Origin of the sequence: Sphingomonas antarctica (genome assembly GCF_965137005.1) — a bacterium.
GTDB classification, from domain to species: Bacteria; Pseudomonadota; Alphaproteobacteria; order Sphingomonadales; family Sphingomonadaceae; genus Sphingomonas_O; species Sphingomonas_O antarctica.
On the sequence record NZ_CBCRXM010000007.1, the window covers coordinates 66,581 to 88,561 of the forward strand.

Below are 21,981 nucleotides of genomic sequence, written 5' to 3' on the forward strand. Positions count from 1 at the left end.
TATACCGGAGAAAACACTGTCTGGTCTAACGCGCGGTGACCAAACCCACGTTGAGATCAAGCTCTATCGAAGAACTTTGCGTTCTTGCTTGCAACGAGATTGAGCAACTCGGTGTAGGGAATTTCGACCTTCTTCCCTTGAAGGGGGCGTGATCGGTGCACAATGATGCCGTCATCGGCAAAGCTGATAGATGCCGAACGGCCTGCTGCATCTTGGACGGTCACGAAAACGTTTTGAACAACGGCGTCGGTGAACTCCCTCATTCTAGTAAACCCGCGCCTTCGGCTTGATATAGGTCGCGTCGTCGGTGAGCGTGTATTCGTGCACCGCGCGGTAATCGAGGGTCACTTTGCCGCCCGTGCCGCCCCAGCCTTCGAACCAGCTGATGGTGTGCTTCATCCAGTTCTTGTCGTCGCGGTTGGGGAAGTCTTCGTGCGCATGGGCGCCGCGGCTTTCCTTGCGGTTCGCCGCGCCTTCGATGGTGCAGATCGCCTGGCTCATCAGATTGTCGAGCTCGAGCGTCTCGACCAGATCGGTGTTCCAGATCAGGCTGCGGTCGACCACGCGGATGTCTTCCAGCCGCTTGTTTACCTTCTGCATGTGCTCGACGCCTTCGGCGAGCAGCGCGGTGTCGCGGAACACGGCGCAATGCGCCTGCATCGTGTGCTGCATGTCGAGGCGCACTTCCGCCGTCGTCGAGCCGCCATCGGCGTTGCGGAATTTCTCGACGCGCGCCAGCGGCAGGTCGAGTGCGTCGGCGGGCAGCGGCTTGTGCGGCGCGTTGGGCTTGAGATTGTCCTTCAGGTGCAGCCCCGTCGCGCGGCCGAAAACCACCAGATCGATCAGGCTGTTCGAGCCGAGGCGGTTGGCGCCGTGCACAGACACGCACGCCGCCTCACCCACCGCGTACAGCCCCGGCACCACCGCATCGTCGTCGCCGTCGCGCTTGGTGACGACCTGGCCGTGATAGTTACAGGGAATGCCGCCCATATTGTAATGCACCGTCGGGGTGACCGGCAGCGGCTGGCGCGTCAGGTCGACGCCCGCGAAGATCTTGCCGCTCTCGGTAATCCCGGGCAACCGTTCGGCGAGCACTTTCGGGTCGATATGATCGAGGTGCAGGTAGATATGGTCTTTCTTGGGGCCGACGCCGCGCCCTTCGCGCATTTCCAGGGCCATCGAGCGCGACACGACATCGCGCGACGCCAGGTCTTTCGCCGAAGGAGCATAGCGTTCCATGAACCGCTCGCCTTCGGAATTGGTCAGGTAACCACCCTCGCCGCGCGCGCCTTCGGTGATCAGCACGCCCGCGCCGTAAATCCCGGTCGGGTGGAACTGGACGAATTCCATATCCTGCAGCGGCAGGCCCGCGCGCAACACCATCCCGCCGCCATCGCCGGTGCAGGTGTGCGCCGAGGTCGCGGAATAATAAGCGCGGCCATAGCCGCCGGTTGCCAGCACCACGGCGTGCGAACGGAAACGATGGATCGTGCCATCGTCCATGCACAACGCAATGACGCCGCGGCATTCGCCATTTTCCATGATCAGATCGAGCGCGAAATATTCGATAAAAAAGTCCGCGTCGTATTTGAGGCTCTGCTGGTACAGCGCGTGCAGCATCGCATGGCCGGTGCGGTCGGCGGCGGCGCAGGTCCGCTGGACCGGCGGGCCTTCGCCCATATTCTGCATGTGGCCGCCGAACGGACGTTGGTAGATCGTGCCATTGTCGTTGCGCGAAAACGGCACACCGGCATGTTCCAGCTCGATGACCGCGGCGGGGGCTTCGCGCACCATGTACTCGATCGCATCCTGGTCGCCCAGCCAGTCCGACCCCTTGACGGTGTCGTACATGTGCCAGGTCCAGTGATCCGGGCTGTTGTTGCCCAGCGACGCGGCGATGCCGCCCTGCGCGGCGACGGTATGGCTGCGCGTCGGGAACACCTTGGTGATGCACGCGGTCTTCAGGCCCGCCTCGGCGCTGCCCATCGTCGCGCGCAGCCCGGAACCGCCCGCGCCGACCACCACGGTGTCATAGGTGTGGTCAATGATCTTGTAGCTGTCAAAATTCATGAAACCGTCCCGCCGAGCGCGATCTTGAGGATGGAAAACAGCGCGATGCCGCCCATGACGAAGGTCCAGATGTGCACCAGCGCCATCACGATGATGCGGCTTTCGTCATGCTGGTAATCCTCGACCACCACCTGCAACCCCATGCGGAAATGCCAGAAGGTGTTGAGCACGATCAGCGCCATCGGCACCGCCGCCCACGGGCTGGCGAGCCAGTCGTGCACGACCGTGTAGTCCAGGCTCGGCAGGCGCAGCAGCGACCCGATCAGCCACAGGATCAGGAACAGATTGCCGAACGCGGTGACCCGCTGCAGCCACCAATGGCCCGCACCGTGCTTCGCCGATCCCAGCCCGCGAACGCGCCCCAGCTCGGTCCGCATCAGAACGTCCTCGTCAAGATGAACAGCCACATCGCGGCGGTGAGGAAGAACGGCGCGATCAGCACGATCAGCGCGCCCAGCTTGTTGGTCTTGAGCTCATACCCCGCGCCCATATCCATGACGAAATGGCGCAGGCCGTTCGACATGTGGAGGAAGAATGCGAAGCTCAGCCCGATCGGGATGATCAGCATCGGCGGCCACTTCATCCACGCCAGGAACCCGGCATAGGCTTCCGGTCCGCCCGCGAGTGATGCCAGCCACCAGGTAAAGATCGCGGTGCCGATGGTCGCCAGCCCGACGCCCATGGCGCGGTGCGCGATCGAGGCCGCCATGTGGGGGCCCCATTTCCAGATCGTGAGATGCGGCGACAAGGGCCGCTGAACTTTAGTCCCCATATCATTGCCCCTTAATCCTCGCGTCCATGGATGCAACCGCGGCAACCCCCCCTTAACCACCTTGGGTCTAATCACCGCGCGACAAGCGACCACAGGATTTGCCCATGCCCGCCGACAGCACGCGCGTTCGCCTCCCTCTCGCGGAGCGGCTGAACTATTTCGCCGATCGCGAAACGCTGCGCAAAGACGGTCCGTTGGTCCTGGCGGCGATCGAGGGGCACGAGCGCGCGCTGACCGATGTCTTCTGGCAGCATTACAACAGCTTCATGCCTGAAACGCAGCGCATCGGCGGCGATGCGATGGTGCGGTTGCACGCGTCCGGCCTAGATTACGGCCGCGCCAAATTCGGCGATCCGACCGACCAGCGCTGGGCCGATATCGCGTGCGATTTCGCATGGCTTACCTTTAACAGCGGGCATGATGCGACGCTGGTGCTGTCGGCCTATGCCGCGTCGCACCGCCGCACGCGCGAAGTGGTCAAGGATTATTACGTCAACGATCCCGTCAAATGCACTGCCGCGACCGACGCCATATTCACACTGGCGCTGATCGAGGCGGATTTGCTGACTTCGGCGATCGGCGAGCTGAAGTCGCGCGAAGTGCGCACCAGCCGCGCCGATCAGGTCGATGTATTCCAGCTCAACATTGCGGCCAATGTCGGCGAAGCGTCGAAGCTCGGCGGCCATTTGCGCGCGCAGGCCAGTGGTGCCGCCGCCGCCACCCGCAACATGTTGGGCAAGGCGAGCGAAGTCGCCGCCGCCGCCGAACAATCCGCCGCCGCGATGCGCGACGCGGCGCACACCGCCGCAGGGCTGATCCGCGCGATCGAGGAAGCCCGCGGTGAAGTCGAAATCGCCTCCGACGTCGCATCACGCGCGGCGCAACAAGCAGCCGAAGCCGTCGCCGTCTCGGGAACACTCAGCGAGACCGCGCAGTCGATCGAATCGATTCTCGGCCTGATCCGCGACGTCGCCGGCCAGACCAATTTGCTGGCGCTCAACGCCACCATCGAAGCCGCGCGTGCGGGCGATGCCGGACGCGGCTTCGCCGTCGTCGCGCAGGAAGTGAAAAGCCTCGCCAATCAGACCGCGCGCGCCACCGACGATATCGCCAGCAAGATCGCCGCGATCCAGGCGGCAACCCGCTCGACCGTCCAGACCACCGGCTCGATCCGCGACATCGTCGGCGAAGTCCATGCCTCGGCGCAGCGTATCCGCCGCGCCATGGACGACCAGGCGCAAACCGTAACGACGATCACCGCGGCGGTCGACGAAACCGCGCTCGCCGCCGACACCATGTCGTCGACCATCGCCGCGATCCGCGTCGATACCGAAAATGTCGCCAGCGAAATCGACGCGCTCGAAGGCGGCTTCGAAAGCGTCAATGCCAAGCTCAGCGCGCTGGAAACCGCGGCGGGCGATTATGCCCGCATGGCCGCCTGATCGCTTATTCGGGTTTCGGCGTCGGGAAGGTTTTGTGCAGCAGATCCCAGGTGAAATGCATCGTGCCATCTTCCTCGTGGAGCACGTCGACGAACTCGCGATCGCGTAGAATGTCTTCGCGGAGATAGCGGCGGCTGCCCTGCGCCTGCGTCGCGAGTAACGTGTCGGTGCCCGCGACCGATGCCGCGACCATGAACCGCTCGGACGACTCCAGTCCGGCCAGCACCGGGCTGTCCTCGTCCAGCATATGCACCAGCGTCCAGGTCAGCCCGAACAACGGGTTCACGTCGCGCACCAGCGGCAACGGCGTCATCCGCCGCAGCGTCCGGCCGTCGGGCTGTACCACCGTTTCGAGCCAGCTGATCTGGCCGTGCGCGTCGGCCAGCGGCTGCGTCCGTTTGACCGCGACGCGTATCATCAGCGCGGGCTTGCCGTCGAATTGCCCGATCACCGCGCTCTGGCTGAATTCAAGGCTTTCGCGCGGCCGTGAAAACCGCGCGAAGATCAGTCCGGTGATCGTCGCCGAAAAGAACAAGCCGACCAGAATCTCGATCGCCGCGACGGCATGGCCGAGGTGATCCGCCGGATGCATCGCGCCGTAGCCGACCGTCCCCAGCGTATCGACCGAGAAGAAGAATCCGTCGACCAGCGATCCCGGCTCCATATGCGCGATCGCGCCCGGCATCATGGTGTAGATCAACCCGAAGCCCAGATTGATGGCGACGAACAGCGCCGCCGTGACCGCGATGAATTGCGGCCAGCTCATCTCCATCACCGCGTAATACAGATCGCTGAACCGCGACGGTCCGCCGATCCGGATGGCGGGCACGCCGGCCAGCGATATTTCATGGCGCCGGTTCATGCCCGAGGGGCCCGCGCCGCGAGCATATCGGTCACCGACACGAATTTCTCGCGCGGGCTGCCATCGCGCGCGCGCGCGTTCTCCGCCGCCTCGATGTTTCGCCAATCGCGAAAGGTGGTAACGTCGGCGCCGCGACCGGCGAGCAGCGCGTCGAGCGCCGGCCGACCGGGCTTGCCGCCGCCGATCGCGTCGCCCCAATCCTCGGCGATCCGGTCCACCACCGAATAACCATCGGGGCGATTGGTCCCGATCGTGCCTGACGGCCCGCGCCGCGCCCAGCCGACGACATAAAGCCCCGGCAACACCCGCCCCTCGACATTGGCGAAGCGCCCGCGCCCGTGTTCGTACGGCACGCCTTCGATCGGCGGGGTCTGATAGCCGATCGCGGTCAGCACGAGGTTGGCCGGGATCGCGTAGGTCTCGCCAGTCCCGGTCGAGCGCAACTCCCGGTCCAGCGTCGTCCGCTCGACGATGACCCGCTCGACATGCCCGGCGCCCTCGATCGCGACCGGCGCGGCAAAGAAATCGAAATCGATCGAAAGCGGTTTGCCGGCATGAGGCGCCCCCGCGAAGTCGCGCAAATGCGTCACCGACTTGCGCATACCCGGTTCGAGCAAGGCATCCTCGCCGATATCGGGCAGGTCGGACGGGGCGACGAACGGTTGCGCCCGCTGGAGGTGGCCGAGCTCGCCCAGCTCCTTGGGCGTCATCGCGATCTGATGCGGGCCGCGCCGCCCCAGGATGGTCACCCGGACGATGCCCGAATGCTCCAGCACGTCGATGGCGTGGTTCGAGATATCCGAGCCGTGAAACTCGGCGCGGCTCTTGGCCAAAATCCGCGCAATGTCGAGCGCGACATTGCCATTGCCGATCACCACCGCCCCCGGCCCGGCCAGTGGCGGATCGAGGTCGGCAAATTCGGGATGGCCGTTATACCAGCCGACGAACGCCGCCGATCCGACCACGCCCGGCAGGTCGGCACCCGGAATATCCAGCTTGCGGTCGTGCGGCGCGCCGGTCGCCAGCACCACCGCGTCATAGCGCGCCGCCAATTCTTCGACCGAAACGTGCGTGCCGACACAGACATTGCCGACGAAGCGGACATTGTCGGCCAGATTGACCGCCTCGTACCGCCGATAAACCGCCTTGATCGATTGATGATCGGGTGCGACTCCCGACCGGATCAGGCCGTAAGGCACCGGCAAGCGGTCGATGATGTCGACGCGCACGCCGTCGCCCCAGCGCTTCTGCGCCGCCTCCGCCGTGTAATAGCCCGCGGGCCCCGACCCGACGATGGCGATGTGGCGCATTGGCGACCCCTCCTGCCGGCGACGTTACGCTGTGGCGGCCACGGCGCAAGTCACGAAGGTTTCAGCGTCACGCAATCGCTCGGCGCACGCCGTCCAGCCTCGCGGTGCTGGTATCTTCTGCCGTGGTTTCATGGCCTTTTCCCACGCGCCATCCCCGCCCAAGGACCGATCCGCCCGAGATCGACATTCTTGCGGTCGCGCGCAACGCCGACGCCCGAGCACGGTCCCCCGGTCGCGACCTGGCCTCGGGATTGATGCGGTTAGTCTGCGCGAACCGGCGGATGATCCCCTGCGCGGAACTTTTGACCCCGTTGGAAGCCCCCGCTGAGCAAGAAGGCCCTTACGCTGGGATCGCTGCTGAGCCCGGCGGCAGTCCGGGCAGCGGCCCATGCTTCATCCTCGTCACCCGCCAACCAGCACACGCGCGCACGTGCTGCCCACCATGGCTGATATTCAGTCCCGTTCTGCACATCGTGCAGTTGCCGCAGGGCACTTACCGACGCCCCATTTTCGGAATGCGCGACGGCACGAGCCACCAGCACGCCCGTCGTCGGCGCGAAACGAGCAAGAACGTCGTACAGGCGCGCCAGCGCTTCGGTGAAGCGCTCCCCGGTCATGCGCTGATGCGCATGAAGCGATTGGACTGCGGCCTCGGTCTGGAAGCGGCCCGGTGCGGCAAGCAGCGACGCTGCGCGGATCAGCGCTTCCGCTTCGGCGATCATCGTGCCGCTCCATCGGGACACGTCCTGCCGGTCGAGGGGTACAAACACGCCTTGAGCGTCACGTCGCGCACTACGGCGCGCCTCGCAATGCAACATTAGCGACAACAGACCCATGACCTCAGGATCCTCGGGCAGCAACTTCCGGAGCAGGCGCGCGAGCCAGATTGCTTCCGACGCCAGTCCGCCAAGCTTGCTGTCGGTGCCGCTCACATCTTCCCAAGCCGTGCCATAGGCGGCGTATACGGCCGACAGAACCATATCGAGGCGACCGGGCAAATCGGTGCGGTCGGGAACGACAAACGATATCCCGGCCTCGCGTATTTTCCGCTTCGCCCGCACCAGCCGCTGACTCATGGTGCCGCTGGACACAAGGAAGCACGCGGCAATGCGGGCCGCATCAAGCCCGAGCACTGTCTGAAGCATCAACGGTGTCTGCACGTCGCAGTCTATCGCCGGGTGCGCGCAGACGAACATCAGTGCCAACCGTTCATCGCCGAAGGCGCTGGCGACGGTCGCTTCGCGCTCATCCTGGAGCAACTGGACAAGCTCGATGGCGGCTTCCGCCGTTTGCCGTCGCCCCACGGCATGACCGATGCCGCGCCGCGCAACCGTCAACAGCCAACCAACGGGGTTGGTCGGCGTGCCGTCACGGGGCCACTGCGCGAGCGCGGCAGCGAAGGCGTCGCCGAGTGCATCCTCCGCAACTGCGATGTCGCCGCATCGCTTGGCGAGGATTGCAAGCAGCTTGCCATAGGACGCGCGCGCCACAACCTCCGCCTGGTCGGCAACAGCGTGGCGCGCGCGATCCATCAGGCGCTTGGCGGCGGCATCACGGGGCGAATCTCGACCGAACCCCCTGTCACGCACGGCGCGCGCGACGCCCATTCGAGCGCGGCGTCGAGGTCGGGGACATCGACGATGACGTATCCGGCGAGCATCTCCTTCGTGTCCGCGAACGGACCGTCGACAACGTGGCGTTTGCCGTTCTCCACCCGGAGCGTCGTGGCGACGTCAGGCGGTTGCAGGCCATTTCCACTCACCATCGCGCCGCTCTGCGCGATCGCACCGATGTACGCGGTCCAGCCACCCCAATAAGCTTCCGCTTGAGCCGGATCATTGGGCTTGGCCCTTTCAGCCGACGTTTCATGGAACAGCAGCATGTAGTGCATTGGTCGCATCCTTATACCAGGCTGGAGCCGCTGGCGTCATGCCCGCGACGAGCGGCGCAACAGCCGCTCGATTAGATGTGCGGCAAGGCAACGGGATTCAGACCGACGGGTTAAAAAAATCGCAAGGGTCGGTCACCTCGTCACTTTTCCACAGGATTACGAGTTTCGAAATTGCGGGTCAGAATGCCGACAGCCGGCGGGTGCTGCGACGCTTGCGGCTATAATCACCCAACAGCAGAAATAGACGGATCATGACAGCCTCCGGAACGATGGCCAGGCGTTTGATCCGCCACCCCCAACCCGGAGCGCTAGTTCAGCGCATAAGCGAACAACCCGGTGCTACCCGAGATCAGCAACAAATTGTCCGGCGAAATCGCCAGATCACCGCCCTGCGCGATTGTCCACACCACCGGATTGCCCGCGCGCGTCAAATCGATGGCATAGGTTTCGGTCATGCTGGCGACAAACAGGTGGCTTTCGGTGACGACGACATTGCTGGTCAGGTTCGGCTTGCCCGATGCGACATCGATAGAGGAGACAACAGCGCCGGTTGCCGTGTCGATCACGTCGATAATGGTCGAATTGGCGCGCGGCGCATACAGCCGGGTCGCGCGCAAGGCGGGTTGGTTGATATAGCTGGCGGCGGTGCGCCACAGGAAATTTGCCTGACCACGCGCGAATGCGATCAACGGCCGCGGCTGATTTGGCGCGCGATTATCCGAGAACGTGAAAATATTCCCCTTACCGTCGAGGATCGGCGCGCCGAAATACGACCCGTAATAGCTTAGACCGGCGCTGGAGAAAAACGGATCGACAATCGACTGGGAGATCGAGCCGTCCGCGCGGCTCAGGATGTTAAGCGAGCCAGCGCTGTAGAAATAGACATATTGCTCATCGACGCCGAGGCTCTCGCCTTCTTGCACGATTCCCGTACCGGCGGTCTGAACCCAGTCCTGCGTGCCTGCTGCGGCGTCGAAGGCATAAACGACGTTCCCGAAATATCCGGCTTGGTGATATAGCTTGTCGCCAAACGGCACAGGCGCACCTGCTTTTGCAAACTGACTAGCATAATGCAGCACGCGCAGGACTTCGCCGCTGCTCGCATTCAACACCGGCATCGGCACACTGCCCGACGACAGGACGATCGCCGCGGTGATCACGCGGCCGTTGCACAACTCGGCGCACTGACATTGAAGCCGACCTGGCCCAAGTCATAGCTCCATTGCTGAACCCCGGAAGCGCTCGCAAAAGCGCGCGTGAAGCTGTGGCTTGACGTCGTCCCACCTTGCTGGAAATTCGCGAACACGCTGCCTTGACATGCAGCGACGGCCGATGGTGCGGAGCCCTCGCTCGGCACGCTCCAGACCGGCGTTGGCCGGAAATTCGCGGCATTATATTTTACGGCGACATACGCTGTGTGCGCCGCATCCCGCTGAAATGTCGCCCAGTCTTTCAACTTCACGTTCAAATTTACTGAGAACGTCTTCGTCGAACCGGGATAAACAGTCGTGCAACTAGCATCGGTGCACAGACGGAACGTAACCGCATTGGTGGTACTACCACCCGGCAGGAAATCTGCATTGGTCAGCTTGACTTGATAACCATTCGCCCCGCTCGCGGTTGGCGCATTCGCCAGCAGGAACCGCCCGCCGTCGATCTGGATGTCGGGCACGACTGCTCCCGAAGGAGTTCCGGTGTAAGTCGCTGAAAAAGAGTAAGTCGCCTTACTGCCTTCGGAAACTTCCGTAGTTGGTGATGACGAATCGAGCGCGACGTTCAAAGTCGAGATTGTCGGCGGTGCAGTGCCGGCACCCCCGCTGCCGGTGTCGGCGCTGCCTCCGCATGCGCTCAAGGCAGACGTCAAAATAATTGTGGCCCACGGCCGGGCGTACCCCATGCGTCCCCCTTTTTCGTCCGTCTATTAGTGGTAACCTGTTGTTAACCAGAGCCTAGTTGGGGGACAATGGGGCTTTGACAAAAAAACAGGGGCGGCGCGAGGATGTCTCGCGCCGCCCCGAGGGCGTTGGTCATAAGCGGGTTCAGCCTTGGCCGATGGTGCGCACCCGATAAGCCGCCGCCAGTTGATCGTTGCCGATCTTGGCAAGCATATCGACCGACAGTTCGTTGCGGCACTTCGTTTCTTCCATCAGGCTCGGACCGGCATAGCAGGCCGACTGCACCGCATGCTTGATGCGCTTGGCGACGGCATCGCGGCCCGTCACGGTCGACAGCTCGGACGGACGATAAGCGACCTTGGCTGTAATGTCGGCCTGCGCGGCGGCAGGAACGATCAGGGCGGTGGCGATGATGAGGTTGCGGATGAACATTGGACTTTCCTTCGAATTGCGCCGGCTGGATTGCCGACGATCCGGGGATGGGCCGTCCGCCGCCGGCGATCCTGCAAAGCCGCTGGAATGTCGCTGACCCAGTTTGTTTTCAGAATTGGTCACGCGATTCCGCCATTTTTCTTGCGTGCCTGCGCGCCATAAGTCACTCTTCGCCCGATCAGTCCGCGACAGGGGGAGCGGCATAGCGATGGACACCGCCGCCACGCCCCCGCGACTCGCGTTCGACCGGTTCGTTTTCGATCCCGCCGACGCGCGGCTGAGCGGACCCGACGGGCCGATTCGCATCGGCAACAAGGCGCTGGGCGTGCTTGCCGCGCTGATCGCCGCGCGCGGGCGTTTGCTGACCAAGGACGAATTGTTCGAGACGGTGTGGGACGGCACCGTCGTGTCCGAATCCGCTCTGACGTCGGTCATCAAGGAATTGCGCCGGGCGCTGGGCGACGACCGGCAGGACGCCCGCTTCATCGAAAGCGTTTACGGGCGCGGCTATCGGTTTTTACCCGAGGTGCGCGAAGCCGGGGTGGACAGCGCGCCGCCGCCACGCCCAAAGGCGCCGTTGGTCGATGCCCCAACTCTCGCAGCCGCGCCCCGCCGCAAGTGGCTGTGGCCGGTCGCGCTGGCGATGCTGGTGATCGCCATCGGTATCGCCGCATGGCGCTTCGTGCCGCGATCGACGGCCGATGTGGACCTGGCGTCGTCCAGCGTCGCGGTGTTGCCCTTCGCCAATATCAGCGGCGACAAGGACGAGGATTATTTTGCTGCCGGGGTGACCGAGGAACTGCGCACGCGCCTGTCGCGCCTCGCCAGCCTGCAGGTCGCGGCGCGCGCCTCCTCGGTCTCGGTCAAGACCAGCGGACTGGATGCGCAAGCGATCGGCAAGCGCCTCGCGGTCGGCTACGTCATCGACGGCAGCGTGCGCCGCGAAGGCAATATCGTCCGCGTCAGCGCAACCCTGGTCGATACCCGCACCGGCTTCCAACGCTGGACGCAAAGTTACGACCGCAAGCTCGACGACGTCTTCGCGATCCAGGGCGACATCGCCCAGTCGGTGGCCAGCGCCGTGCAGGGGCGGCTGGGCAAGGCACAGGCGGCGGTTCTCGACGCGTCCCTGACCAGCGTGCCCGCGGCGTTCGACGCCTATGCCAAGGGGCGAGCGCTGTTCGACCTGTCAGGCGACGAAGCGACGTATCGCGCTGCCCTCGCCGCGTTCGATCGGGCGATCGAGTTGGACCCCAAATATGCCGCCGCTTATGCACAGCGGTCGCGGGTATTGGTGACGCTCGCCAACCAATTTGCGTCGACGGACAAGTTGCGTGGGATTTACGCGGAAAGCCTGCGGTCGGCGCAGACCGGCGTTGCGCTTTCCCCCGATCTTGATGTTGCCCAAGCGGCATTGGGCTATGTGTTGGTCAATGGTTTCTTGGATTTTGCCCGTGCGGCAAAACCATATGAACGGGCCATACATCTGGGGCCGAACAATGCGGATATCTTGATTCCTTATGGCCTTTTTGCCGCGCGAACGCAGGGGGAGCAAGGCTTGGTTTCTCTATACAAGGCGGCCACGCTAGATCCGCTGAGTGCCCGACCATTCCTGTCGCTGGGGGCGGCATTCATGAGCCTGCATCGCTATGCGGACGCCATTCCGCAATTCAGCCATGCTCTCAAAATAACTCCCGGCCTTACTTCGGGTCATTCCGGTCTAGGCGATGCGTTGCTCATGCTCGGTCGTCCCAAGGAGGCACGCGCGCAGTATATCGCCGAGCCACTCGATTTTACCCGTCTGGCAGGACTAGCCATCACCGAACGCCAATTGCGCAACAATACCGCTGCGCAAGCCGCATTCGATGAGCTGTCAAAGCAGGGCGATGCCGTCGCTTACCAACGCGCACAGGTCTTGGCTCAATGGGGAAATAGCAAAGGTGCATTGGACGCGCTTGAAGCCGCATTTCGGGTCGGCGACGCCGGCTTGGTCAAGATGCGTTCCGACCCGCTACTCATGCCGATCAATCGTCAGCCAAGGTTTGTCGCCTTGCTGGCCAAAATACATTTTCCATCGTAAGTTCTAAGTACGCTCGAAGCCAAGGGGAAGTCAGATGCGAAAGCACGATATCGTTTTAGGAGCAGCCGTTCTCACGGTAGGATTACTTCTTGGCTGGGCAATGGGTCACAATGAGGATCCACACTTCGTGCGTGTGCCCGATCCGCATGTCGGTGAAGACCCGGATCCGCGGCACAAGAAACCCGACGATAATTGAGTAACGTCGCGGTTCACTGAGCTCCGCGAGCCCTTGCGGGACTGACCCGTTCCACCCATTTGAAATTCGGCGCACCGCTTGCTGCAGCCGAACAAATCTGGAACAAGTCGTCTTATGCTGACTCATATTTCCGTGCGTGGTGCGCGCGAGCACAATCTGAAGAATGTCAGCGTGGACATTCCGCGCGACACGTTGACGGTGATCACCGGCCTGTCGGGTTCGGGCAAATCCTCGCTCGCCTTTGACACCATCTATGCCGAGGGTCAGCGGCGCTATGTCGAGTCGCTCAGTGCCTATGCGCGGCAGTTCCTCGAACTCATGCAGAAGCCCGATGTCGACCATATCGAAGGCCTGTCGCCCGCCATCTCGATCGAGCAAAAGACCACCAGCCGCAATCCGCGCTCGACCGTCGCAACGGTCACCGAAATCTACGATTACATGCGGCTGTTATGGGCGCGCGTCGGTGTGCCTTATTCACCCGCGACGGGGCTGCCGATCAGCGCGCAGCAGGTCAGCCAGATGGTCGACCGCGTCATGGCGCTGCCGAAGGACTCGCGGCATTATCTGCTCGCGCCCGTGGTGCGCGGGCGCAAGGGCGAATATCGCAAGGAACTGCTCGAATGGCAGGCGGCGGGCTATACCCGCGTGCGGATCGACGGGGTGTTTTACGACATCGAGGAAGCGCCGGCGCTCGACAAGAAATACAAGCATGACGTGGAGTTGGTCGTCGACCGGATCGTGGTTCGTGACGGACTCGAAACGAGATTGGCGGACTCGTTTGAGCAGGCGCTGAAGCTGGCGGACGGGTTGGCGTATGTCGATCCTGCGGATGGGGTTGTCGCCGAGGGAAAGTTGAAGGCCGGGGAATATGCGCCGGAAGGCCGCATCACCTTTTCGCAGAAATTCGCCTGCCCCGTCAGCGGGTTCACCATTCCCGAGATCGAGCCGCGGTTGTTTTCATTCAACGCGCCGCAGGGGGCTTGTCCGGCCTGCGACGGATTGGGCGAAAAGCTGCACTTCGACCCTGGCCTCGTCGTGCCCAACGAGAATCTCAGCATCAAGAAGGGCGCGGTGGTGCCGTGGGCTAAGTCCAACCCGCCCTCGCCTTATTACATGCAGGTGCTCGGCAGCCTCGCGCGGCATTTCGGGTTCGACATGGACACGCCGTGGAACGAACTGCCCGAGGACAGCCGCAATGCGATCCTGTTCGGCACCAAGGGCGTCGCCGTCGTCCTGCGCTTCGTCGACGGGCGCAAATCGTACGAGGTGAAAAAGCCGTTCGAAGGCGTGATCGGCAATCTCGACCGCCGCCTGCTGGCCACCGACAGCGCGTGGATGCGCGAGGAACTGGCGAAATATCAGGCGTCCGCCCCCTGCGAAACCTGCCACGGCGCGCGCCTCAAACCCGAAGCGCTGGCGGTCAAGATCGCGGGCGAGGACATCAGCATCTCCACCCGCCGCGCGGTCGGCCCCGCGCTCCAATTCTTCCGCAACATGCCCGACAAGCTGACCGATCAGGGGCGCCAGATCGCGACGCCGATCCTCAAGGAAATCGTCGAACGCCTCGGCTTTCTCGACAATGTCGGGCTCGATTACCTCAACCTCGACCGGACCAGCGGCACGCTCAGCGGCGGCGAAAGCCAGCGCATCCGCCTCGCCTCGCAAATCGGCAGCGGCCTGTCGGGCGTGCTCTACGTCCTCGACGAACCCTCGATCGGCCTCCACCAGAAGGACAATGACCGCCTGCTGATCACGCTGCGCCGCCTGCGCGACCTGGGCAACACGGTGATCGTTGTGGAGCATGACGAGGATGCCATCCGCGCCGCCGATTACGTGCTCGACATGGGCCCCGGCGCGGGCGTGCATGGCGGCGAAGTCGTCGCGGCGGGCACGCTGGCCGAGGTGCTGGCCAACGAAAACAGCCTGACCGCGGACTATCTCTCCGGCCGCCGCAGCGTCCCCCTCCCCGCCAAACGCCGCAAGGGCAATGGCAAGAAGCTGACGGTGAAGGGCGCGCGCGCCAACAACCTCAAGAACGTCACCGCGTCCATCCCGCTCGGCACGTTCACCTGCATCACCGGCGTATCGGGCAGCGGCAAGTCGAGCTTCACCATCGACACGCTCTACGCCTCCGCCGCGCGCCAGCTCAACGGCGCACGCATGCAGGCCGGCCACCACGAAAAGATCGAGGGCCTCCAATATCTCGACAAGGTCATCGACATCGACCAGTCGCCGATCGGCCGCACCCCGCGCAGCAACCCCGCAACCTATACCGGCGCGTTCACCCAGATCCGCGACTGGTTCGCCGCCCTCCCCGAAAGCGCCGCGCGCGGCTACAAGCCCGGGCGGTTCAGCTTCAACGTCAAGGGCGGGCGGTGCGAGGCGTGCCAGGGCGACGGCGTGCTCAAGATCGAAATGCACTTCCTGCCCGACGTCTACGTCACCTGCGACGTGTGCCACGGCGCGCGCTACAACCGCGAAACACTGGACGTGAAATTCAAGGGCAAGTCGATCGCCGACGTGCTCGACATGACCGTCGAGGACGCGGTCGAATTCTTCAAGGCGGTGCCCGGCATCCGCGACAAGATGGCGATGCTCGCCGAAGTCGGGCTCGGCTATGTCAAGGTCGGGCAACAGGCGACGACGCTCAGCGGCGGCGAGGCCCAGCGCGTCAAACTCGCCAAGGAATTGTCACGCCGCGCGACGGGGCAGACGCTGTACATTTTGGACGAACCGACCACCGGCCTGCATTTCGAGGATGTGCGCAAATTGCTGGAGCTGCTCCACGCGCTGGTCGAACAGGGCAATACCGTGGTGGTGATCGAGCACAATCTGGAAGTCATCAAGACCGCCGACTGGATCGTGGACCTGGGGCCGGAAGGCGGCGTGCGCGGCGGGGAGATCGTCGCGGAAGGCACGCCGGAGAAGGTCGTGACGGTGCCGGCGAGCTATACCGGGCATTATCTGAAGCCGTTGTTGGCGGCCGGCGTGCAGGCGGTGGCGGCGGACTGAGGCTGGCCGCCTAACCGTCTGTAGTCTCGAAAAATAGCTTTTCTATTTTGCCGAGCTTATCACGAAGCACAGAGGCACGTTGACGATCAATTAGGACTCTCTCTGGATCGCTGTCGAGTATATTGAGAATCTCGTACGCAACCTCAACTTTAGGCAATTTGACACCCGTCGCCTTTTTATATGCATCGGCCACCTTCTTAGTTCGCATTGCACCAGAACATTCGTTGAGGTCTATTCTTTTTGCATTTGGGTGATAATGGCTTAGAACTATATTAACGGCTTCGACAAATAAGCCGGGGTTTATAAAGTCTTCCGTTTCCACCGCTGTTTTACCACGATTTTCGAGCTTTTAGATAAGGTTATTGTGTACTCCTGCGTCTGATATTTGCTTTGCAATTTTTTCACCGCCTTCGTCGCTATCTACGAGGTAAACTACGTTAGTTGATTCAAGGCTGATGGGCAGTAAGACTGCTCCATGTTGCGCTAGGCCGGGAACGAACTGAAAACCTAGATGACTTTTAACTGATGCCGCTTTAAATAGTCGTGGCAGTAGGATGATATCACTTACTCCTTCAACCATGACGGCTTTGCGAGTCGGGAAGAAGGCAAGTGTGGCGGCGCCCATACCGACCAGCATTGGCGAGAATCCAAGACCACCATCCGTCCAGAATTTACTCACTAAATTACTTGTAGTGTTATCCAAAGATGATCGCACAAAAGCGGTGCCCGTTCCAATATCTTCTGGAAGGCAGCCAGCTGAGTGCGTTGTGATTATAACTTTCGGAGCGAGATTCTGCTCAACCAACATATTCATCAAATCCGCCTGAGCGTCATAATGTAAGTGCTGCTCTGCTTCGTCGATTAACAAGATCGGACACTCTGCGTGAGACTGCAACGCGAAGGACTGAAGTGCGACGAACTGCCTTAATCCTGTGCTCCTTTCGTCCAATCCAGACACAATATCTTGATCGTTTTCTATCTGAAGGCGAATCATGTTCGCAGAAAACCTTAGCGCAACCTTGATTCCAGATTGACTCCAAGCCTTCTTGTATGCGGTTGCTAAACGCTTATTTGCTTGGCGCTCCAACGTTGTTAAATCATCCTCGTTGGCCTTCTGGTTGGCAGCGATAAGCTTCGACGGCGACACTTCTGCAAGGTCAAGAATACCCTGCAGAACAGGCGGCACGTTGGCAGATAAATCGGGAATGCTGTAAAAGGATTCTAGCGAGCGATGTTCATCGCTAAACATTAGAAATCGTGGTCGCCTTGGCCAAACTGCGTCGATTGCAGCACGACTCGGCGTCGGCGCTCTTTCTGCTAAAACGGAGCTACCTATCAAAGCTCTGGCTTCACCAAGCTCCTTGAGCTTTGGGTTGGATTCCAAGGCCATCAAGACGTCTTGAACATGATCGTACACTGCGATCTGTGCCTTCGTTAAATTTGGCCCGCTAGCAGTAATTTTGTCAGCGTCTTGCAGAAGTGAATCTAGCAGGTTTTCATCATTTTCGGCGACCTGACGTCGCACCGCGTCCAATGCGAAGAGCTTTCTCAAAACAGCGGAGAGTACGGAGCGGTGTGACGTATCCCGATCTCCGAGTTCTGGCGTAAACTCGATGATATTAGTACCGTCGAACCCTTTGTAGCCTTCATCCATGTCGGCCAGCGCAAACCCGCAACCGCGCAGTCCTCCCTGCTGAGCAGAAATGTGACAGAAACTCCAAGATCTCCCGACACGCAACCTCGAGCGACATCACCATCCGTAAATGGCTCGCGATCATTGAATTTTGTGAGCGCCTTCAGAAGTGAGGTTTTGCCGGCCTCGTTTGGCCCGAGCACCGCTACGACCTTGCCCCGAAACTGAATCTCGGACTGGTCCTTAAAGCGCCGGTATCCCTTTAAGCTTGCTGCTGTCAGATCCATACCGCCTTTTTGAAGAGGAGTGTTCGACGTCGCAACTTTTTCTTTCTTGTCTCCTGTTGAAAGGTAAGCTCGCACTCTTGAGCAAATAGAAGAAGCAAGCGGCACGTAGTCGCCGAATAGATCGCAGCGGAGTAAATCCGCGTCGTCAGTCGCTGCTCCGCGCGCCGGCTGGCAAACATGAGTCGGGAATAAGGTTCGCTTGCTTCGCGCCGCTCTCCTTATTCCTCGCTCATTTTGTTTGCATAATAGGAAATATCCTGCGCACTGAGTCGTCGCCTTGAAAACGGAGGGTGGCGGCAATGGCAAAACAATCGGTGGGGCGAATCGAATTTACGCCCGTCCTGCGCAAGAAGACGCGGCATGACGGGTGGACGGCGGAGAACCAGATGATCGGGTCGCGCCGTTCCCCGGACGGCGCTGGGCAGCGTGGGGCGCTGACCACCCGATCATTCTTTATCGACGCGCTGGCGGCGGGGGCTTCGATCACGCGCGAGACGCGGGCGGCGGGGCGATCGCTGTCCAGCGTTTATAAGCTCAAGGACGCGCGGGATTCGGCGAGGTTCGTGGCGGCGTGAAGACCGCGCTCGAAGCCGTGTTTTGGCCTAAACTTTAACTAAACTTCCGCGCTCGCCGCACCGCATTGGCACGTGTGAATCGTGTGAACCGCCGCGCGCCACGGCGTAAATCCGCATCGTCGGTCCTGCCGTGGCAGGCCGGTCGGCGGACGCGAGCCGAAGGCAAGTCTCGCTTGCTGCGCGACGCTCGATTTGCCTTTTGCGCGCTTACCGCCCATATTCGTTTCGCTAGAGTCGCAAATCGACGGTCTACGGTGCTTTGCGGCTCGTTTCTCCTTCTTTCCCTGCTGCCAAGGCACCGGGCCCCGGTTGTCGGGCGCCCACGCAAACGAAGGAACTACCAATGGCCACCACTGGCACCGTCAAGTTTTTCAACGCCGACAAGGGTTATGGCTTCATCGCCCCCGAAAATGGCGGCAACGACGCATTCGTCCACATCAGCGCGGTTCAGGCCGCCGGCATGCAGACGCTGCAGCAGGACCAGCGCGTCTCGTACGATCTCGAAGAAGATCGTCGCGGCAAGATGAGCGCCGTCAACCTGCAGTCGGCCTAAATCGCCGAACCGCCGGGGCGCCTGTCATGGGTGCCCCGGTTTCTACCCCCCCTTTCAAGGAGCCAGCGATGCGCGACAGCGACCAGTTTACCGCCCATGCCGACCGCTGCGATGCGGAAGCCGCCGCCGCGACGCTCGACAATGTCCGTGACCGCAGCTTGCGCGCCAGTGCCACGTGGCGCGACATGGCCGAACGCTCGCTCCGCATGGAAACCGCGCGCGCCGAACGCGAAGCGCGCACGCCGGTCGCCGCGACCCAGGCTTAAATCCGGCCAGGCCTAGGTCTGGTCGATTTGGGGTGATAGGCGCGGCGGCATGATCCGCCACGCTGTCCCCTTCACCCTGATCCTGACGATCACCCTGACACTGGCCGCGTGCGACCGGTCGGGCTCCAACACCACCACCGTCGTCGCCACCGACGCTCCGGCCAATTCGGTCGGGCGGATCGTCCCGACGCCCAAAATCCCGACGCCACAAATCCCCACGCCAAAACCGACCATCGTCCCCGACGACGGCAACTGGCCCCCCGCCCCCGGCACACCGGGCGGCCTGCCCGACGATCGCCGTCCGCTCCCCGAAATGCACCGCGACATGATGGGGCCGCAGGGCGCGGCGTCGGCGCTCGAAACCTATGTCGTCAATGTCGAGGGCAAGCACTGGACCCGCGCGCATCAGCAATGGGGCGACGACAAGGCGGCGGTGGCGTTCGAGCAACGCTGGCGCGACGTGTCCGAGGTCCACGGGCAGATCGGCACGCCCGGCGATACCGAGGGCGGCTGCGGCTCGATCTACAGCGACGTGCCGGTGCAATTCTATGGCACGCGATTGGACGGCACACGCTTCAATTCGATCGGCAAGGCGGTGATGCGCCGCGTCAACGGCGTGGACGGCGCGACGCCGCGGCAATTGTCGTGGCATGTGGATTCGATCACGTTGAAGGATACGCACTGAGCCCACCCCCGCTCGGCTGGTGCCGAGTCGCCCCTCCCGGTGGGAGGGGACTAGACCTTTCCCCTCCCTCAGGGAGGGGCGACTCAGGCGAAGCCTGAGCGGGGGTGGGAACGGCACCACGGCTGCGCTAAGCTCCCTACATGTCCACTTATGCCGCCCGCCTCGCCGCGCTTCGTGCGCAACTTGCCGCCGATCGTCTCGACGGCTTCGTCGTCCCGCTGACCGACGAGCATATGTCCGAATATGTCGGCGATTATGCCAAGCGGCTCGAGTGGCTGACGGGCTTCAAAGGCTCGGCCGGCGCGGCGGTGGTGTTGCCCCAAGAGGCGGCGATCTTCGTCGACGGGCGCTATACGCTGCAGGTGCGCCAGCAGGTTTCGGCGGACGACTGGCAATATCAGGGCGTGCCCCAGACGAGCATTTCGGAATGGCTGAAGGCGCATGCCCCGGCGGGCGCGCGGATCGGTTACGATGCGTGGCTGCACACGCGCGATTGGGTGAAGGCGGCGTCCGAAGCGCTGGCCGCCAAGGGCGCCGAACTGGTGGCGGTGACGCGCAATCCGCTCGATCTGGTGTGGTCGGATCGCCCCGGCATGTCGGAAGCCAAGCTCGCGGTGCAGGACGAAAGCCTCGCCGGGCGCAATGCGGCGGACAAGCGCGCCGAGATTGCCGACTGGCTGACCGCCGAAAATCTCGACGCGACGGTGATGACCGCGCTCGATTCGATCGCCTGGACGTTCAATTTGCGCGGGACGGATGTCAGCCACACGCCGGTCGGGCTGGCCTTTGCGATCGTCCATGCCGATGCGACCGCCGACCTGTTCGTCGCGCCGGACAAGGTGCCGGCGGATGTGGCGCAGGCGCTGGGCAATGGCGTGCGGCTGCATCCGCGTGAGGCGTTCGCGCCCGCGCTCGAAGCGCTGAAGGGCAAGCGCGTTGCTGCCGATCCGGAGCGGGCTGTCTCGGCGGTGTTCGCCGGGTTGGAAGCGGGCGGTGCGCAGATCGTTTCGGTCCGCGACCCCGCCGTGCTGGCCAAGGCGATCAAGAACCGTGCCGAACAGGCCGGGCAGCGCGCGGCGCAGGCGCGCGACGGCGCGGCGCTGAGCCGCTATCTCCACTGGCTGTCGGTCGAGGCGCCGAAGGGCGGGCTGACCGAGATTTCGGCGTCGGACCAGTTGCGCGCGTTCCGTGAGGAAACCGGCAAGCTGCGCGACCTGAGCTTCGACACGATTTCGGGCGCGGGGCCGAACGGCGCGATCATGCATTACAAGGCGTCGGAGGAAACCAACCGGCCGATCGAGCCGGGATCGGTCTATCTGTGCGATTCCGGGGGGCAGTATGAGGACGGCACGACCGATGTGACGCGGACGATCTGGGTCGGGACGCCGGATGGACTCAGCTTACCGAGCGCGGAGATCAAGGACCGCAACACGCGCGTCCTGAAAGGTCATATCGCCATCGCCACCGCGGTCTTCCCCTATGGGACGCGCGGCGGGCAATTGGACGCGTTTGCGCGTGCGAGCCTGTGGCAGGCGGGGTGCGATTACGCGCACGGCACGGGGCACGGGGTCGGTGCGTTCCTGGCGGTGCATGAAGGGCCGCAGCGCATCGCCAAGCCCGGCGGCGGGCAGATGGGCACCGACGAGCCGTTGCGCGCCGGCATGTTCCTGTCCAACGAGCCGGGCTATTACAAACCCGGCGCGTTCGGCGTCCGCATCGAGAATCTGGTGCTGGTCGAGCGGCGCGAGATCGACGGCGCGGAAGGGGATTATCTCGGCTTCGAAACGCTGACCTTCGCACCGATCGACAAGACGCTGATCGAGCCGTCGCTGCTGACCGCGCAGGAGATTGCGTGGCTGAATGCGTATCATGCGCGCGTGCTGGAGATCGTCGGGCCGCAGCTGGACGGTGAGGCGAAGGCGTGGTTGGCGGAGGCTTGCGCACCGCTTTAACATCTACGTCGCCCCTGCGCAGGCAGGGGCCCAAATAGGCTCACAAACAGAAGCGCGATTTCGGGTGG

22 protein-coding genes are annotated in these 21,981 nt (G+C 62.8%); 8 read left to right on the plus strand and 14 right to left on the minus strand.

Annotated elements, in window-relative coordinates; all coding sequences use genetic code 11:
• Positions 1-56 precede the first annotated feature (56 nt).
• From ACM9ME_RS09170 to sdhC, 4 genes are read right to left on the minus strand one after another with little or no spacing between them, the layout of a single operon-like run.
• Positions 57-263, minus strand: coding sequence for a hypothetical protein (locus ACM9ME_RS09170; RefSeq protein WP_415643159.1), 207 nt, complete (start codon positions 261-263; stop codon positions 57-59).
• Position 264: 1 nt separating this feature from the next.
• Positions 265-2,070 carry a succinate dehydrogenase flavoprotein subunit gene (gene sdhA, locus ACM9ME_RS09175; protein ID WP_415643160.1) on the minus strand — a complete coding sequence of 602 codons (1,806 nt, stop codon included), beginning with the start codon at positions 2,068-2,070 and terminating at the stop codon, positions 265-267.
• Positions 2,067-2,447 (minus strand): succinate dehydrogenase, hydrophobic membrane anchor protein, encoded by a 381-nt coding sequence (sdhD, locus tag ACM9ME_RS09180; protein ID WP_415643161.1) that lies wholly within the window; start codon positions 2,445-2,447, stop codon positions 2,067-2,069. The genes sdhA and sdhD overlap by 4 nt, the downstream gene beginning before the upstream one ends.
• Positions 2,447-2,842, minus strand: coding sequence for a succinate dehydrogenase, cytochrome b556 subunit (sdhC, locus tag ACM9ME_RS09185; protein ID WP_415643162.1), 396 nt, complete (start codon positions 2,840-2,842; stop codon positions 2,447-2,449). The genes sdhD and sdhC overlap by 1 nt, the downstream gene beginning before the upstream one ends.
• Positions 2,843-2,946: 104 nt before the next feature.
• Between sdhC and ACM9ME_RS09190 the strand changes: the two genes are divergently transcribed.
• On the plus strand, positions 2,947-4,284 hold the full coding sequence (locus ACM9ME_RS09190) for a methyl-accepting chemotaxis protein (protein ID WP_415643163.1): 1,338 nt from the start codon (positions 2,947-2,949) through the stop codon (positions 4,282-4,284).
• A 4-nt stretch (positions 4,285-4,288) separates the two neighbouring features.
• Here the strand turns inward: ACM9ME_RS09190 and ACM9ME_RS09195 are convergent, their stop codons facing one another.
• From ACM9ME_RS09195 to ACM9ME_RS09225, 7 genes are all read right to left on the minus strand, one after another.
• Positions 4,289-5,146 (minus strand): ion channel, encoded by an 858-nt coding sequence (locus ACM9ME_RS09195; protein WP_415643164.1) that lies wholly within the window; start codon positions 5,144-5,146, stop codon positions 4,289-4,291.
• On the minus strand, positions 5,143-6,456 hold the full coding sequence (locus ACM9ME_RS09200; RefSeq protein WP_415643165.1) for an FAD-dependent oxidoreductase: 1,314 nt from the start codon (positions 6,454-6,456) through the stop codon (positions 5,143-5,145). The genes ACM9ME_RS09195 and ACM9ME_RS09200 overlap by 4 nt, the downstream gene beginning before the upstream one ends.
• 260 nt (positions 6,457-6,716) lie before the next feature.
• Positions 6,717-7,988, minus strand: a complete 1,272-nt coding sequence (locus tag ACM9ME_RS09205; RefSeq protein WP_415643166.1) for an RNA polymerase sigma factor — start codon at positions 7,986-7,988, stop codon at positions 6,717-6,719.
• A complete protein-coding gene (locus tag ACM9ME_RS09210; RefSeq protein WP_415643167.1) occupies positions 7,988-8,347 on the minus strand; it encodes a YciI family protein in 360 nt (119 codons plus the stop codon). Before ACM9ME_RS09210 ends, ACM9ME_RS09205 begins: the two co-directional genes overlap by 1 nt.
• Positions 8,348-8,655: 308 nt before the next feature.
• Complete coding sequence (locus ACM9ME_RS09215; protein ID WP_415643168.1) at positions 8,656-9,507, minus strand: outer membrane protein assembly factor BamB family protein; 852 nt, start codon at positions 9,505-9,507, stop codon at positions 8,656-8,658.
• Positions 9,504-10,244, minus strand: coding sequence for a hypothetical protein (locus ACM9ME_RS09220; protein WP_415643169.1), 741 nt, complete (start codon positions 10,242-10,244; stop codon positions 9,504-9,506). Before ACM9ME_RS09220 ends, ACM9ME_RS09215 begins: the two co-directional genes overlap by 4 nt.
• Before the next feature lie 142 nt (positions 10,245-10,386).
• Positions 10,387-10,899 carry a UrcA family protein gene (locus ACM9ME_RS09225; RefSeq protein WP_415643170.1) on the minus strand — a complete coding sequence of 171 codons (513 nt, stop codon included), beginning with the start codon at positions 10,897-10,899 and terminating at the stop codon, positions 10,387-10,389.
• On the opposite strand from ACM9ME_RS09225, the gene ACM9ME_RS09230 reads away from it, so the two are divergent.
• Together ACM9ME_RS09230 and uvrA are read left to right on the plus strand one after the other, a co-directional pair.
• Positions 10,883-12,754, plus strand: a complete 1,872-nt coding sequence (locus ACM9ME_RS09230) for a winged helix-turn-helix domain-containing tetratricopeptide repeat protein (RefSeq protein ID WP_415643171.1) — start codon at positions 10,883-10,885, stop codon at positions 12,752-12,754. The genes ACM9ME_RS09225 and ACM9ME_RS09230 overlap by 17 nt on opposite strands.
• A gap of 310 nt (positions 12,755-13,064) precedes the next feature.
• A complete protein-coding gene (uvrA, locus tag ACM9ME_RS09235) occupies positions 13,065-15,962 on the plus strand; it encodes an excinuclease ABC subunit UvrA (RefSeq protein WP_415643172.1) in 2,898 nt (965 codons plus the stop codon).
• Positions 15,963-15,972: 10 nt separating this feature from the next.
• On the opposite strand, the gene ACM9ME_RS09240 is transcribed toward uvrA, so the two are convergent.
• The 3 genes from ACM9ME_RS09240 to ACM9ME_RS09250 are packed head-to-tail and all read right to left on the minus strand — an operon-like array spanning position 15,973 to position 17,882.
• Complete coding sequence (locus ACM9ME_RS09240; RefSeq protein ID WP_415643173.1) at positions 15,973-16,284, minus strand: hypothetical protein; 312 nt, start codon at positions 16,282-16,284, stop codon at positions 15,973-15,975.
• A gap of 27 nt (positions 16,285-16,311) precedes the next feature.
• Positions 16,312-17,616 carry an ATP-dependent nuclease gene (locus ACM9ME_RS09245; protein WP_415643174.1) on the minus strand — a complete coding sequence of 435 codons (1,305 nt, stop codon included), beginning with the start codon at positions 17,614-17,616 and terminating at the stop codon, positions 16,312-16,314.
• Positions 17,511-17,882 (minus strand): AAA family ATPase, encoded by a 372-nt coding sequence (locus ACM9ME_RS09250; protein ID WP_415643227.1) that lies wholly within the window; start codon positions 17,880-17,882, stop codon positions 17,511-17,513. The genes ACM9ME_RS09245 and ACM9ME_RS09250 overlap by 106 nt, the downstream gene beginning before the upstream one ends.
• A 299-nt stretch (positions 17,883-18,181) precedes the next feature.
• Here ACM9ME_RS09250 and ACM9ME_RS09255 point away from each other — a divergent pair, with 299 nt between their 5' ends.
• The 5 genes from ACM9ME_RS09255 (at position 18,182) to ACM9ME_RS09275 (ending at position 21,913) form a co-directional block, all read left to right on the plus strand.
• Positions 18,182-18,457, plus strand: coding sequence for a hypothetical protein (locus tag ACM9ME_RS09255; protein ID WP_415643175.1), 276 nt, complete (start codon positions 18,182-18,184; stop codon positions 18,455-18,457).
• A 343-nt stretch (positions 18,458-18,800) separates the two neighbouring features.
• On the plus strand, positions 18,801-19,010 hold the full coding sequence (locus ACM9ME_RS09260; protein WP_415643176.1) for a cold-shock protein: 210 nt from the start codon (positions 18,801-18,803) through the stop codon (positions 19,008-19,010).
• Positions 19,011-19,078: 68 nt separating this feature from the next.
• A complete protein-coding gene (locus ACM9ME_RS09265; protein ID WP_415643177.1) occupies positions 19,079-19,276 on the plus strand; it encodes a hypothetical protein in 198 nt (65 codons plus the stop codon).
• A gap of 49 nt (positions 19,277-19,325) precedes the next feature.
• Positions 19,326-19,961, plus strand: coding sequence for a hypothetical protein (locus ACM9ME_RS09270; protein WP_415643178.1), 636 nt, complete (start codon positions 19,326-19,328; stop codon positions 19,959-19,961).
• A 140-nt stretch (positions 19,962-20,101) separates the two neighbouring features.
• Positions 20,102-21,913 (plus strand): aminopeptidase P family protein, encoded by a 1,812-nt coding sequence (locus tag ACM9ME_RS09275; protein WP_415643179.1) that lies wholly within the window; start codon positions 20,102-20,104, stop codon positions 21,911-21,913.
• Positions 21,914-21,981: the final 68 nt, after the last annotated feature.

Bases quoted from the DNA above. Each gene is read 5' to 3' on its own strand.
- ACM9ME_RS09170 (WP_415643159.1), bottom strand. From the start codon at position 263: ATGAGGGAGTTCACCGACGCCGTTGTTCAAAACGTTTTCGTGACCGTC.
- sdhA (WP_415643160.1), bottom strand. From the start codon at position 2,070: ATGAATTTTGACAGCTACAAGATCATTGACCACACCTATGACACCGTG.
- sdhD (WP_415643161.1), bottom strand. From the start codon at position 2,447: ATGCGGACCGAGCTGGGGCGCGTTCGCGGGCTGGGATCGGCGAAGCAC.
- sdhC (WP_415643162.1), bottom strand. From the start codon at position 2,842: ATGGGGACTAAAGTTCAGCGGCCCTTGTCGCCGCATCTCACGATCTGG.
- ACM9ME_RS09190 (WP_415643163.1), top strand. From the start codon at position 2,947: ATGCCCGCCGACAGCACGCGCGTTCGCCTCCCTCTCGCGGAGCGGCTG.
- ACM9ME_RS09195 (WP_415643164.1), bottom strand. From the start codon at position 5,146: ATGAACCGGCGCCATGAAATATCGCTGGCCGGCGTGCCCGCCATCCGG.
- ACM9ME_RS09200 (WP_415643165.1), bottom strand. From the start codon at position 6,456: ATGCGCCACATCGCCATCGTCGGGTCGGGGCCCGCGGGCTATTACACG.
- ACM9ME_RS09205 (WP_415643166.1), bottom strand. From the start codon at position 7,988: ATGGATCGCGCGCGCCACGCTGTTGCCGACCAGGCGGAGGTTGTGGCG.
- ACM9ME_RS09210 (WP_415643167.1), bottom strand. From the start codon at position 8,347: ATGCACTACATGCTGCTGTTCCATGAAACGTCGGCTGAAAGGGCCAAG.
- ACM9ME_RS09220 (WP_415643169.1), bottom strand. From the start codon at position 10,244: ATGGGGTACGCCCGGCCGTGGGCCACAATTATTTTGACGTCTGCCTTG.
- ACM9ME_RS09230 (WP_415643171.1), top strand. From the start codon at position 10,883: ATGGACACCGCCGCCACGCCCCCGCGACTCGCGTTCGACCGGTTCGTT.
- uvrA (WP_415643172.1), top strand. From the start codon at position 13,065: ATGCTGACTCATATTTCCGTGCGTGGTGCGCGCGAGCACAATCTGAAG.
- ACM9ME_RS09245 (WP_415643174.1), bottom strand. From the start codon at position 17,616: ATGGATGAAGGCTACAAAGGGTTCGACGGTACTAATATCATCGAGTTT.
- ACM9ME_RS09250 (WP_415643227.1), bottom strand. From the start codon at position 17,882: ATGGATCTGACAGCAGCAAGCTTAAAGGGATACCGGCGCTTTAAGGAC.
- ACM9ME_RS09255 (WP_415643175.1), top strand. From the start codon at position 18,182: ATGGCAAAACAATCGGTGGGGCGAATCGAATTTACGCCCGTCCTGCGC.
- ACM9ME_RS09260 (WP_415643176.1), top strand. From the start codon at position 18,801: ATGGCCACCACTGGCACCGTCAAGTTTTTCAACGCCGACAAGGGTTAT.
- ACM9ME_RS09265 (WP_415643177.1), top strand. From the start codon at position 19,079: ATGCGCGACAGCGACCAGTTTACCGCCCATGCCGACCGCTGCGATGCG.
- ACM9ME_RS09270 (WP_415643178.1), top strand. From the start codon at position 19,326: ATGATCCGCCACGCTGTCCCCTTCACCCTGATCCTGACGATCACCCTG.
- ACM9ME_RS09275 (WP_415643179.1), top strand. From the start codon at position 20,102: ATGTCCACTTATGCCGCCCGCCTCGCCGCGCTTCGTGCGCAACTTGCC.